The following is an 11,982-nucleotide window of genomic DNA, read 5'->3' as shown; positions in this document are numbered from 1 at the left end:
CCTTGCTGCGATCAGCGAAGCCTTGCAGTATACACCAGTTTTTGAGCTTGTGTAAAAAAAATGAAAGAGGCACTGTCAAGGCAACGGGCCATTCCTCGAGCTGTGCCCACCATCCGCTGCGCGTGGATGCACCGAGCATCCGTGCCAAGCCGGCTAATCGCGGTATCCACATGACGCTGCACACGTTTAAGTAAGGTCTGCAAAGCCCCGGCGCCCATGGCCCGATGTGAGACATTGACGGCATGAAGCAACTGAGCCTGGGCGAGAACGGATTCGAGCGCTTGGGCCTTGAGGACGCGCAAGCGCGAGTTCCTAGACGAGATGAACCTGGTGGTGCCCTGGGCTGCGCTGGTGTCCTTGATCTCGCCACATGCGCCTGCACCGGGCGCCAAGGGCGGACGCCCGCTGTTTGCCGTCAAGACCATGCTGCGCATCCACTTCGTCCAACAGTGGTTCAACCTCTCGGACCCGGCTATGGAAGAGGCGCTGTACGACATGGCGCTGTTCCGTGAGTTTGCGGGCCTGGATACCGGTGAACACAACCTGCCCGACGAGAGCACGATTCTTCGGTTCCGCCACCTGCTTGAAGCCCACAACCTGAGCTTGCAGATCCTGGCGACCGTCAACGCCACACTGGCGGACAAGGGCCTGCTCTTGAAGGGCGGCACGATGGTCGATGACACGCTGATCGCCGCACCGAGTTCGACCAAGAACAGCAGCGGCGAACGCGACCCTGAGATGCACCGGACCAAGAAGGGCAACCAGTGGCACTTCGGGATGAAGGCTCACATTGTGGTGTCGATGCGGATTCGGGACTGATGCACACAGTGGTGGGCACGGCGGCCAAAGTCAATGACGTGACGCAGGCGCATGCACGGTGCACGGAGAGGAAACCGATGTCTTTGCCGACGCGGGCTACCAGGGCGTGGGCAAGCGCAATGAAACGCAGGACATCAACGCCCACTGGCACGTGACCATGCGACCGGGCAAGCGCAAGGCACTGGACAAGAGCACGCCGATGGGCGCGATCATGGATCAGTTGGAGCAGGTCAAGGCGCGCATCCAGGCCAAGGTCGAACACCCGTTCCGGGTGATCAAGCGACAGTCCGGGCACGTGAAGGGGCGTTACCTCGGGCTGGCCAAGAACACGGCGCAGTTGTACACGCTGTTTGCGCTGTCCAACTTGTGGATGGTGCGGCGCACGTTGCTGCAGCAGATGCGGGGATGAGTGCGTCTGCAGGCGGCCCGAGGGCCGCGAATCGGGGCGAAATCGGCCTTGAAACGGACCTCGCAATGCTGAAATCGCCGCCATCCGAAATCAAGTGCATCAACTCACGTCACGGCGGGTGTTGTGCAGACCTTCCTTAAACTAGATCTGAACGCGCTGGCTACCGCTTTCCCCCTGGATTCCGACCAGCGCAAGCCTCAGGGCTGGTGCTGGAGGGAAGGTGCGGGTCAGCTGGAGATTCCCGGCATGGACGTGCATGCCGCATTGACCTTCAATCTGGTCGAGCAATACATGCAAAACCTGTTGCCCAGGTCCACCTTGAGCCACATTGAAGTCCCCTCGATCTCCTGAGCAGTTCAGAGGTACATGTTGGGATCGGTGCGACGTTCCCCAAAAAACCGATCCCACCAGAACTACCGCCGAGCCAGTTCGATGTTCACAAGCGCCCTCATCTGCGCCGAAGGCGTCCCGTAGCTCACCAGCCGCACATCCAGACCATGGCCCTGCGTCATCTCCAGCGCGCGCTTGATAGCGGTATGAATCCACCCTGGTGCGTTGCCGAACACGCCACCACCCAGCAGGGTCAGCAACACGGTGTTTGATCCACCCTGCCGGCTGTTGAGCACGGCAGCCCACAAAGTCGCTTCGTAGGCCGCATCCAGCACCAGTTGTGCGAATGCTTGCCAGTGCGGCTGTGCCACCCGACCGTAGGCCACGGGAAGCGCCGAGCAGAACGCCTGGCTGACCAGTTGCCCTGGTGAGGACGGACCCTCCGTCACCTCGACGTTGCGGTGCAGGCCAATCCTCAGCAGCCCCGCCAGTTCGGTGCGCGCTGTCTCCCCGATCGCTTGCAGGTGCGATGTGATCATGTCCAGTCCCGTTCGGCTGGCCAGGGAATAGCCGTTGCGCATGCTCCAGAGGTCTGAAACGGAACACCCCAGCGCGCGGCCCAGCTCGGCGCCAAGGTCCGCCAACCCGTCGAGCTGCTGCTCTGCGCTCTGCCCGGTCTGGCCGCCCACCGGCACGAAGTAGTTGCGGTAGATCGTGGCCGCCCCTGCGGCCATGGCGCAAGCTGGCCCTTGCGTGCGGTCGTGCTCATAGCGGGTCACGCCGTCCTCAGGGGTCACACTGGGGCCCACCATCTCCAGCGCATTGAACTGGCTCGCCACTTGGAACAGCGCGCCTGCGTATTCCGGCCGCTGGTGCATCTGCCTCACATCACCCGTGACGATGCTCACTCTGGTGGGTGCCGAGGTTCCCTTGTTTTGCCCCACCCGAAGCCGCAGATCGGCGAGCGAGACCATTTCAAACTGGCCGACGCCGTAGCCGCGACCATTGACCTTGGAGCGCAACTCATTTCCTTGAACCTCCAACTGCGCCTGTGTTGTGGCATAGGAGTCTTCGTTGAAGCCGGTCAGGCGGCTGAACCAGTTGTCGTGCATGGCTTTTCGTTTGGATGTGAGGTGCGTGCGGCGGCACAGTGTGCCGACGACAAAACACAAGTCAAGACAATCAGGAAGTGTCTGTCGGAGGCTTCCCCGCCATGCAGCGCCACTTCAGCTCAGCCAGCCCGGACTGGGCGGTTGCACCGCTCAAACCGGTTGCTTCTCGCACGTAGTACTGCGCCCTGCCCCAGTCTGGTCGGATGCCTTCGCTCACCGTGCAGGTCTTGCAAAGCACGCCCCACCGGCCGCCATGGGCTGGCATCTGCGCGTCGCAGAAGAACCCCTCATCCCTCAGCGGCCTGCCGCACACATCGCAGTCGCCGGGATCGCCGACGAAGTCGCTTTCAGTGGTCTTGCACTGCATGCATCGCCGACCAGACGTTCGTGTACGCGTCGTGCCGCTTCTTGGATTTCACGGCACCATTGAAGTTGCTCCAGTTCAGGTTCATCACCTGGTGGTGCAGAACATCCGCCACTTCCTGTCTGGGCACCCGAGCGCGGTACTTGTAGTCCGTTCCCTTGTTGGCTTCGACCTTGACCTTGGGGAATACCGATTCGATGTCGCCCTCGATGCGCGCCCGAACGGTGAGCATGTCCGTGTCCCCCGGGCTTCTGGACCACGCTGATGAAACTGTTCGGCAAAAAAATCCACATGCTTCTGACCCCTTGATCGTGTGTGTTCAGCTCAAAGCAGCCAGCGCCTCAAGGACACCCTGGTCGTTCTTGTGCGTGACGACGCTCGCCAGTTGAGCCCTGGGCACCAGATGCACCGCCTGCGTCTCCCAGCCCATGTCACCCGGATGGCCCCCTACCCGCTTGGCGGTGTAGTAGCGGGTGATGGAAGTGCTGCGCACCGAGTCGCACAGGAAGCCAGTCAGCTCCACCTGCAGCCCTGATTCCTCAAATGCTTCCTTCAATGCGTTCGCTCGCAGCCCCAGACCCGGGTCCAGCTTGCCTTTGGGGAAGGTGTTCACATAGCCGCCGTGCTGGTTGCTGGGCGAGACCACCCAGACCCGTCCATCGCTTTCGAGGACCACCACGCCCGAAGCCGGGGCCTTGCCAGGCACAGAGGCTATTGCGGGTTCGGTGAATGGCTCCTGCTGCTGTTCCGCGAGCTTTTCCCAACCAGCGACATCGGTAGGAGCATCGGTCCAGGAAGGCACCCCAACGCCGTTCAGACTCTCTGGTATGGGTCCACCAGGAACGACCGTCGCCATCTGCCGGGGATCGTCCCAGCTCGCCATGCTGCTGGCCTGGCTGGGCTGCTTGAGCTCGACCGGTTGTCCAGCGTCGTTTTTGCGGAGATGAAGGTGTTTCATGATCACATCCGAATCATTCGCCCTTCAAGCGATTGAAGTCAACGGCAGCGACAAGGACGGTGCAATCTGTCACGCATGGCGCTCAATTGGTGTGCATCCGCGCAAACGATCCCCTCTTTTGTTGTTTCCGCGCATGCCCAGACCAGCACAATGCGCTCATGGACAACAAGCCTGCGAATGCCTGCCGCCGTTGCGGCGCCACCGCCTACAGACCTGTGATCGCGCGCGATGCCAATGGCGCCATGATGCCCAGCGGGGCCTACCGCTGCGTGAGGTGCAAGCTGGAGTTCACCTCCATCGATCAATGGCGCTCCACGGCAGGTTCAGCGTATTCGGCTTCGTCCTGGGCTCATAGTTCTTCCGCAGCCTGAGCGGCTTGCATCACATGCAACAGAGTCGGCCTCCAGGCAAGCACATGATGTGAATCACGACCCCACACCACGGCTACTGCGCTGCATCAGTTGATCCGGGGTGAAGACAGAGCGTTACTCGCTCCGTGCCGCTGTTGGCACCGGGGTCCTCGATGAAACGCAAACCCTCTACCTTCCGTCCCTCTTCCACCCCCTCTTCCAAGTCCCCTGCGAAGTCCGCCGCAGCCAAGTCGCCCCGTGCGGCTTCCGCTTCACGCGCCAAGGCGTCACCCTCCTCCAAGCCTGCGGTCAAGAAGACCAAGGCCGTACCCGCTCCAAGCGCTGAGGTTGACCAGCACCCTGTGGACGTGACACCTACTCGGTTGATGCAGGCCCTGCCCTTGCCGCTGGACTGGGCGGAGCAGCGCAAGGTGCTGGGGATGAGCTGAAGGTTTGAGGGCTGGAGGACTCCAAGAGCCCAGGAGGTGTCGCCCCTTGAACGAGGAACGTGAAAGTCCGTTGTGCAGCGGTTGCGGTCGGTCGGCGCGACCTCGCCTACCGCCTTCTTCCAGCCAGGTGCGGCCTACCCTGCCCCACCCCAACACAGCTATTCGCCACGCATCTCTGAAGGCCTGGGGAGATCAATAGGCAACATGCTGATCAAAGGCCTGCGCTGATTGAGTTGGCGTGCAGCTTGAATAAAAGCCTCACCGCCGAAAACTCTGGTTTGAGAATGGCTCGCCGTGGAAGCCAGAAAAGCCGTTGCCAGAGAAACCACCGAGAATCGTCCACCAGCCGTAGACCCGCGAAAACACTGGCCTCAGAAAGACAAAAGGCCCCCACTTGCGTGGGAGCCTTGTCTTACTGGCGGTGGACGCAGTCCGCAGCGAACCTGTATCGCGCCTGCAGTCGTTTTGGCCGCTCTTTCTCTTGCTCAGAAATTTCTGGTGAGCGCTGGGTTCATTTGGCCGGTCACCCATTAAAGAATAAATACGCGCGCACGCCCGCGCGCGCGAAAAAGGGATTCCGCCTTCGGACCCTGCAAGCCCCCACCCTCCTGCCCGACCTGCCAGGCCCGGCCTCCTTCGGCTTGGAGCTCATGGCCGCCGGCCGCCCACCAACTCCCGGGCCTTCCGAAGCTGCGCGTTCTCCATGGCAGCTTCAAGTGATGCGATGTCGGTGTTCGTCATGCGCACCGGATACTGCTCGGCCTTCACCTTCCACCGGCCGATGACCTCGACCATCCTCCTGAGCAGCGTGCGTGCCTCGTACTGAGGTATCCCGAATGCCACCGATTGCCTGAGCAGCTGATCCAAATCCCATCGCGGGCCCTGCCACTGGAGGCGGGACGTGGCCTGTTGGCGTTCGGACTCCATGGCGGGCCGCAGTGCGGTGGCGGGTGCCAGCTCCCAGCAAGCAAGGGACCGGTACACGAAGCCGAACCTTCCCAGCGACACACGGGCGTTGATCAGCCGCATGAACACCAGGCGCAGCCACAGCTGGCGGGCGTCTGCCCCAAAAACTTTGCTGCATGTCCTCATGACCGCCAGCAGATCGAGCCAGTCCGGTTCTTCGCCCTCTTCCGCGAGCAACAGGCTTCGGGCGGACAGGTAGGGCTTTCGACCGCCATCCATGTCCCGATCCAATCGCTGGGTGATCAGCACCGATCCCTCGCACAGGTTCTTCAGCGCCATGTCCACCACCCGGATACCCACTTCCCGGGCCAGCTGTCCGAGGAGCATTTCCGCTTTGGCCACCGGATAACGATCGAACACGCTGGGCAGCCGGGCCACCGCGAGGGTTCCTCCGTCCTGCTTCTGTGCGTCCTGAACAAAGCAGACCTTGGGACGGGAACCGCCCAGGGCGGTGGCACTGAAGAGCAGGAGCCGGGTCTGGCGCTCGTCGGCTTCCCCTCGCTCAAAGGCCGCTGCGGCCCTGGCCATGGTGTCCAGGTCTGCGGTGAACGGCAGGTCGAAGCGCCTGCCGGACACGGTCAGTGCCGGGTTCCTGGGCCTGATCCGCAGTGCGCCGAGCCGGCAGAGGTCGTGGGTCGCGCAGAGGGACACCAAGGCGCGGGACTCCAGACCTGCGAGGGGATGGGTGGTGAGGGTGGCCTCACCCAGGGATCGTTCCAGGATGGCTTGTGCAAACCCGTCGGGTTGTGTGTCCGCCAAGGCCGCAAAGAAGGGGCGTCCCTGACTCAGGGGACGGGCTCTCCACTGGCCGTGGGGGTGGCAGCGCAGATCGGGTGACGGGCTGAAGAGCAGTTTTCGGCCCAGCCACCGCCGATCGAAGCGGAACTGCGAACACTCGGTGGGGCCGTCCTTGACATGGTGCAGCACGCCCAAAGGCTGCTCGGACTTCCCCATGGTGATGTCGAGGATCTCGTCCCTGCGCGGACCGTAAGCGCTCGGTGGTGGCATCAGGGCTTTGGTGCTCATTCGGTGGCCTCGACCGATGGGCGGGCCCGGATGCGTTCGGGCAGTGCGGCGTCCTGCATCAGCAGGCCAACTGGGTCCTGCGCGGTGTCGAGCAGGGCATTGAAGCGGTCAAGCACCCCGAGGGCAACCAGCGCGCCCAGCAGGTGCTGGATGGCCACACCCGCATCGCCCGCCTCCAGACGCCGCACAGTACTGACCGAGGCACCGATCTGCTCGGCCATCGCCTGCTGGCTCCAGTGGCGCCGCCGTCGGGCCAGTGAGATGTTGGAGCCCAGGCGCTTGAGCGCGCGTTCATGGGAAGGGGAAAGGGAGTTTTTCATGGCAGGTCCTCAGTGATGGAACTGCCTTGATTCGACTGTCACGACACCCTGCAAGAGGCGGCTGTTGGTTTTCTGCCAACGAGCGAGGGATCAGATCAGAGCGCTCTCGCTGGATAAGCGCTCGAATTTGAACGAACCGCGATGGGCCGGTCCGAACCGGACTGCGGCGTGCGGGCCGTCATGGCGCCCTGCTCCAGTGCGGAGTCCTGCCCTGGTCAAGGCATGCATGCGCTCAAATCTGAGCGCCTACAGGGCACATTCATCCAGATTCGAACAATCGACCCGACGCTTGTCCCCACCGGAGCTGGAGAAGCCTGTGGATATCTGGTGAACGGATGGGCCGAACCCGCGTCGCTGCTGGCCATGAGGCCCATTGCTTAAAAAAAAGGCGCCTGATTGACGCCTACCCGCATCAGGTGTTCTTGAGTAACCCAGCCTTCTCGCGCGCCGCATCCCGCAGGTGCAGCCGCATGAAGTCGGCGGCAGCCTCGCGTTGGCCGCTGAGTAGCAGGTCGATCAGCGTCAGGTGTTCCTTGCAGCGCAGGGCCGAGGCCGAGCGGTCCACGTCCTTGCGGTATTCCATCAGGCGTCTCAAGCGGTTGACGCGGCGCAGACCGTCGACGATGAAGACGTTGCCCGAGCATTTGGCGATGACCTCGTGCAGATGGGAGTTGGCATCGAACAGCTGTGCGGGCGAGGCCCATTCGACGGCGCCGTCCACCAGCGCCTGCTGCTCGTCGCGGCAACGCCTGAGGCCCACCTCGTCAAGCTGGAAGTTCGGTTCGAGGATGGCCGCGGGTTCGAGCAGGATGCGCAAGCGGTAGCCCTGGTCGTAGGCACTGCCCGTGCTGAGCACGGGCAGGAACTGCCAGCCCTTGCCGGGCAGGCGCTCGATCCAGCCCTCGTTGATGATGCGCTGCAGAACCGACGCCAGGCCGGCACGGGTGAGACCGTAGCGGCGCATCAGCTCGTTTTCGGTCACACGCTCGGGCAGTGCACCCGACAGCCGGTCCTCGGCGATGCGCAGGTAGTCCTTCTCCTCGCGGTCGTGCCGGATCTCGATGGCAGGGGCGGAGAGCACCAGTGCGTCCGGCGGAGTCAGCACCGCATAGCCTCCCTCTTCGCGCGGCGCGATGGTGCCCTTCTCCGCCAGTCGCGCGAGCGCGTCGCGGATCGGCGTGCGCGAGACTTTGAAGCGCTCGGCCAGCGAGCGCTCGGGCAGGGGCGTGCCCTTGCCCAGCCCTTCGTCGGCGATCCAGCGTTCGATGCGTTGAGCCAGCAGCTCGGACATTCCTCGGGTCATGGGGCCATTATCCGGGCTGCTGTGCATCTCTTCACTCCTCAGGTCTTGACGGTCCAGTACGTGCGCGTGTTGCAGAACTCGCGCACACCGGCTGCGGCAAGTTCCCGTCCATAGCCCGACTTCTTCGTGCCGCCAAAAGGCACGCGGGCGTCCGACGCCGTCATGGCGTTCACGAACACCGCGCCGGTGGTCAGGCGCTTGGCCACACCCACGGCGCGTTCCTTCGACGCACTCCAGATGCTGACCGAGAGGCCGAAGGGTGTGGCGTTCGCCAGGCGGACCACCTCGTCGTCGTCGGCCGCCACCGCGATGGCCGCCACCGGACCAAAGGTCTCTTCGTCGAACACGGCCATGCCGGGGCCGGTGCCGTCCAGCACGGTGGGGGCGTAGTAGCTGCCGTCCCCCGGCAAGGCCGCACCGCCGACCAGCAGGCGCGCACCGGCCGCCACCGAACGGTCCACCTGGCGCTGCAGCGCCTCGCGCAGATCACCCCGCGCCAACGGGCCGACCTGGGTCGCGGCATCGGTCGGGTCGCCCACCTTCAGTGCCTTCGTGCCCTGCACGAAAAGTTCGGTGAAACGCTCGGCCACCGACTGCGCGACGATGAAGCGCTTGGCGCAGACGCAGCTCTGGCCGCCGTTGTGGAAGCGGGCCTTGACCGCCATCGCGGCCGCAAGCTCCACGTTGGCGTCGTCCAGCACCACGAAGGCATCCGACCCGCCCAGCTCCAGCACCGACTTCTTGGACGCCCGCCCCGCCGCCGCGCCCACGGCCGCACCGGCGCGGTTGGAGCCGGTCAGCGTGACGGCCGCAATGCGGTCGTCGGCGACCAGGCGTTCGGTCACAGCCGGTACCGACGGCTCGTCCACTACCAGCGTGGTCAGCAGGTGCGGCGGCAGGCCCGCGTCCTGCACCAGTTGCTGCAGCGCGAGCGCACAGCCGGTCACGTTGGGCGAGTGTTTGAGCAGCACGCCATTGCCCGCGACCAGCGAGGGGATGGCAAAGCGCATCACCTGCCAGACCGGGAAGTTCCAGGGCATGACGGCCAGCACCAGACCGATCGGCTCGTAGCTGATCCACGCCTCGACCGGCGGGTTCGCGCCGTCGATCGCCACCGCCTCGTCGGCCAGCAGGCGCGGCGCATGGTCGGCGTAGTACAGGGCGGTGACGGCGGATTTCTCCAGCTCGCCGGCGGCTTCGGCCAGCGGCTTGCCCATCTCGGCGGTGATGAGCTGCGCGAAAGCGTCCTTCTGGCGGCGCAGTTCGGCCGCGAGATTCCTCACCGCCTGCACACGGTGGGCCAGCGGCTCGCGGCCCCAGGCCAGCGCGGCGGCGTGGCCCTGGGCGACGGCCTGTTCGATCTGCGCGTCACTGAAAGCCGTGTAGGTCTGCAGCGGCGCACCGGTGGCCGGGTTGATGGTGGTGATGGTGGCGGTCATGCGGACATCCCTCAGAGCGCGCGCACGACTTCGGCGCCGAAAGCCTTGCAGCCCAGCGTGCCGCCGAGGTCGGCGGTGCGGGTGGCGGGGTTCTCCAGCACCTGGTCCACCGCGCGTTCGATGGCGGCGGCGGCGTTGGTGAACGCCGTGTTCTGGTGGCGCTCGCCCAGCCACTGCAGCAGCATCGCGACCGACAGGATCATGGACACCGGGTTGGCCTTGTCCTGGCCCTGGATGTCGGGCGCCGAGCCGTGTTGCGCCTGGGCGCAGCACAGGCTGTCGCCGGCCATCATGGAACCGGCCAGACCCAGGCTGCCCGAGAGTTCGGAGGCCAGGTCGGACAGGATGTCGCCGTAGAAGTTCTCGGCCACCAGCACGTCAAAGCGCTCGGGGTTCTTCACCAGCCACGCAGTGGACGCGTCGACCAGCAGGTCGTTGACTTCGACTTCCGGGAAGTCCTTGGCGACGTTGCGAACGCATTCCAGGAACAGGCCGTCGCTCATGTGGAAGCTGTTGGCCTTGTGGATGGCGGTCACCTTCTTGCGGCGCTTCATCGCCAGCTCGAACGCGCGGCGCGCGATGCGCTCGCTGGCGTGGCGCGTGATCTTGCGCACCGCCAGGGCGATGTCGGGCGTGGGCATCATCTCGCCCCAGCCGCGCGCCATGTTGCGGTCCACATAGAAGCCTTCGGTGGCCTCGCGCATGATGACCAAGTCCATGCTCTTGCCGGCCTTCATGTTCGACGGCAGGAAGCTGCGGGTGCGCGCCGGGCGCACGTTGGCGTACAGGTCCAGCTGCACGCGCACCGCGGCCGAGATGTTGCGGCCACCCTTTTCAGGCGCCGGGTAGTCGGCGTGCGACTGCGTGCCCAGAACGATGCCGTCGTAGCTGCGCGCCTTGGTCAGGACTTCTTCGCGCAGCGTGGTGCCGTGTTTTTCGAGCGAGACGAAGCCGATGTCTTCGTAGTCGTAGCTCAGGCCGAGGCCGAACTTGGCATCGGCAGCCTTGAGGACATTGACCGCTTCGCTGACGATTTCAGGGCCGATGCCATCGCCGGGGAGGACCAAGAGTTTCATGGTGTTCTTTCGTTGGGAGAGTTGGAAATTCGGGTTGAAACGGATCATTCGAGCTTGATGCTGGCGTCCTTGATGACCTTGCCCCAGCGCGCCGACTGCGCCTGAATAAAGCTGCCCATCTGGGCCGGCGTACCACCCACCGGCAGAGCACCGATGTCGTCGAGCTTGGCGATCACGGACGGGTCCTTGAGCACGGCGTTGACTTCGGTGTTGAGCCACTGCACCGCTTCGGTGGGTGTGCCCACCGGCGCGACGAAGCCGTACCATGCCGGCACGTCAAAGTCCTTCAGCCCCTGTTCGGCAAAGGTTGGCACATCGGGCAGATCGTTCAGGCGCTTGGTCGACGCCACACCGATGGCACGCACACGCCCACCCTTGATGTGGCCCAGCGCAGAGGTGGCGGTATCGAACATCAGGTCCACGCGGCTTCCGATCAGGTCGGTCATGGCCGGCGCACTGCCCTTGTAGGGGATGTGCAGCATGAAGGTTTTGGTCTGCTGCTTGAACAGCTCGGCAGCCAGGTGCACCGAGGTGCCCGAACCACCCGAGCCGAAATTGAGCTGACCCGGCTTGGCCTTGGCCATGGCGATCAGGCCGGGCACGTCCTTCACCGTCGAGGTGGCCGGCACGATGAGCACGGTGGGCGCGTTCGCGATGTGGACCACGGGCGCGAAGTCCTTGCCCGCGTCGTAGCGCAGGTTGGGATAGAGGAAAGGATTGACCGGCAGGGTGAACTGGCCCAGCAGGATGGTGTAGCCGTCGGGCTTGGCCTTGGCGGCTGCCTCGTTGCCGATGTTGGTGCCACCACCACCACGGTTCTCGATGACGAAGGTCTTGCCAGTGCGCTCGGTCAACTTCGTCGTGATCATGCGGGCCACGTTGTCGCTGCCGCCGCCGGGGGCGAAGGGCACGATGACGGTGATGGGCTTGTTCGGGTAGGCCTGGGCCAGCGCGAGGCCAGGGGCGGCGGTGGCACAGGCCAGCGCCACGGCAGCAAAGGCAAAGGAACGGCGGTTCATGGATGTCTCCGGGAAACGGGTGGATGGGCGGATTTATTTCTT

The 11,982-nt window shown here is 64.2% G+C and carries 12 protein-coding genes and 1 pseudogene; 3 read left to right on the top strand and 10 right to left on the bottom strand.

Going from position 1 to position 11,982, the window contains the following annotated elements:
- Window positions 1-11: 11 nt before the first annotated feature.
- Window positions 12-302 carry a hypothetical protein gene (locus HPS01S_RS22495; RefSeq protein WP_169803964.1) on the bottom strand — a complete coding sequence of 97 codons (291 nt, stop codon included), beginning with the start codon at window positions 300-302 and terminating at the stop codon, window positions 12-14.
- Between HPS01S_RS22495 and HPS01S_RS21195 the strand changes: the two are divergent.
- Both HPS01S_RS21195 and HPS01S_RS21190 read left to right on the top strand, forming a co-directional pair.
- Window positions 289-1,228 (top strand): annotated as a pseudogene (locus HPS01S_RS21195) (IS5 family transposase). The gene HPS01S_RS22495 and the pseudogene HPS01S_RS21195 sit on opposite strands and share 14 nt — an antisense overlap.
- Window positions 1,229-1,351: 123 nt before the next feature.
- On the top strand, window positions 1,352-1,579 hold the full coding sequence (locus tag HPS01S_RS21190) for a hypothetical protein (RefSeq protein ID WP_066161103.1): 228 nt from the start codon (window positions 1,352-1,354) through the stop codon (window positions 1,577-1,579).
- Window positions 1,580-1,641: 62 nt separating this feature from the next.
- Here HPS01S_RS21190 and HPS01S_RS21185 read toward each other — a convergent pair whose 3' ends face one another.
- The 3 genes from HPS01S_RS21185 to HPS01S_RS21170 form a co-directional block, all read right to left on the bottom strand.
- Window positions 1,642-2,670 carry a hypothetical protein gene (locus HPS01S_RS21185; protein ID WP_066161101.1) on the bottom strand — a complete coding sequence of 343 codons (1,029 nt, stop codon included), beginning with the start codon at window positions 2,668-2,670 and terminating at the stop codon, window positions 1,642-1,644.
- 347 nt (window positions 2,671-3,017) lie between these two features.
- On the bottom strand, window positions 3,018-3,266 hold the full coding sequence (locus tag HPS01S_RS21175) for a hypothetical protein (RefSeq protein WP_066161095.1): 249 nt from the start codon (window positions 3,264-3,266) through the stop codon (window positions 3,018-3,020).
- Window positions 3,267-3,353: 87 nt separating this feature from the next.
- Window positions 3,354-3,992, bottom strand: coding sequence for an NUDIX hydrolase (locus HPS01S_RS21170; protein ID WP_066161109.1), 639 nt, complete (start codon window positions 3,990-3,992; stop codon window positions 3,354-3,356).
- A gap of 523 nt (window positions 3,993-4,515) precedes the next feature.
- Between HPS01S_RS21170 and HPS01S_RS21915 the strand changes: the two genes are divergently transcribed.
- Entirely contained in the window at window positions 4,516-4,791 is a 276-nt protein-coding gene (locus HPS01S_RS21915) for a hypothetical protein (protein ID WP_157576532.1), read from the top strand.
- Window positions 4,792-5,439: 648 nt separating this feature from the next.
- Here HPS01S_RS21915 and HPS01S_RS21160 read toward each other — a convergent pair.
- From HPS01S_RS21160 to HPS01S_RS21135, 6 genes are all read right to left on the bottom strand, one after another.
- Entirely contained in the window at window positions 5,440-6,783 is a 1,344-nt protein-coding gene (locus tag HPS01S_RS21160; protein WP_066161089.1) for a HipA domain-containing protein, read from the bottom strand.
- Complete coding sequence (locus HPS01S_RS21155) at window positions 6,780-7,103, bottom strand: helix-turn-helix domain-containing protein (protein WP_066161087.1); 324 nt, start codon at window positions 7,101-7,103, stop codon at window positions 6,780-6,782. Before HPS01S_RS21155 ends, HPS01S_RS21160 begins: the two co-directional genes overlap by 4 nt.
- A 412-nt stretch (window positions 7,104-7,515) precedes the next feature.
- Window positions 7,516-8,406: a GntR family transcriptional regulator gene (locus HPS01S_RS21150; protein ID WP_255284276.1), complete on the bottom strand. Its 891-nt coding sequence runs from the start codon at window positions 8,404-8,406 to the stop codon at window positions 7,516-7,518.
- Between the two features lie 38 nt (window positions 8,407-8,444).
- Entirely contained in the window at window positions 8,445-9,845 is a 1,401-nt protein-coding gene (locus tag HPS01S_RS21145) for an aldehyde dehydrogenase family protein (RefSeq protein ID WP_066161080.1), read from the bottom strand.
- An 11-nt stretch (window positions 9,846-9,856) separates the two neighbouring features.
- Complete coding sequence (locus HPS01S_RS21140; protein WP_066161077.1) at window positions 9,857-10,921, bottom strand: isocitrate/isopropylmalate dehydrogenase family protein; 1,065 nt, start codon at window positions 10,919-10,921, stop codon at window positions 9,857-9,859.
- A 44-nt stretch (window positions 10,922-10,965) separates the two neighbouring features.
- The gene (locus HPS01S_RS21135; RefSeq protein ID WP_084397640.1) at window positions 10,966-11,940 is read right to left on the bottom strand and encodes a Bug family tripartite tricarboxylate transporter substrate binding protein; all 975 of its coding nucleotides are present in this window, start codon (window positions 11,938-11,940) and stop codon (window positions 10,966-10,968) included.
- Window positions 11,941-11,982: the final 42 nt, after the last annotated feature.

Source organism: Hydrogenophaga pseudoflava NBRC 102511 (assembly GCF_001592285.1).
In the GTDB taxonomy this organism is placed as follows: domain Bacteria; phylum Pseudomonadota; class Gammaproteobacteria; order Burkholderiales; family Burkholderiaceae_C; genus Hydrogenophaga; species Hydrogenophaga pseudoflava.
The sequence above is the reverse complement of the archived record's forward strand: the minus strand, read 5'-3'. Positions and strand labels throughout refer to the sequence as shown.

Coding starts and splice junctions, on each gene's coding strand:
- HPS01S_RS21185 (WP_066161101.1), bottom strand. CDS start 2,670: ATGCACGACAACTGGTTCAGCCGCCTGACCGGCTTCAACGAAGACTCC.
- HPS01S_RS21175 (WP_066161095.1), bottom strand. CDS start 3,266: ATGCTCACCGTTCGGGCGCGCATCGAGGGCGACATCGAATCGGTATTC.
- HPS01S_RS21170 (WP_066161109.1), bottom strand. CDS start 3,992: ATGAAACACCTTCATCTCCGCAAAAACGACGCTGGACAACCGGTCGAG.
- HPS01S_RS21915 (WP_157576532.1), top strand. CDS start 4,516: ATGAAACGCAAACCCTCTACCTTCCGTCCCTCTTCCACCCCCTCTTCC.
- HPS01S_RS21160 (WP_066161089.1), bottom strand. CDS start 6,783: ATGAGCACCAAAGCCCTGATGCCACCACCGAGCGCTTACGGTCCGCGC.
- HPS01S_RS21155 (WP_066161087.1), bottom strand. CDS start 7,103: ATGAAAAACTCCCTTTCCCCTTCCCATGAACGCGCGCTCAAGCGCCTG.
- HPS01S_RS21150 (WP_255284276.1), bottom strand. CDS start 8,406: ATGACCCGAGGAATGTCCGAGCTGCTGGCTCAACGCATCGAACGCTGG.
- HPS01S_RS21145 (WP_066161080.1), bottom strand. CDS start 9,845: ATGACCGCCACCATCACCACCATCAACCCGGCCACCGGTGCGCCGCTG.
- HPS01S_RS21140 (WP_066161077.1), bottom strand. CDS start 10,921: ATGAAACTCTTGGTCCTCCCCGGCGATGGCATCGGCCCTGAAATCGTC.
- HPS01S_RS21135 (WP_084397640.1), bottom strand. CDS start 11,940: ATGAACCGCCGTTCCTTTGCCTTTGCTGCCGTGGCGCTGGCCTGTGCC.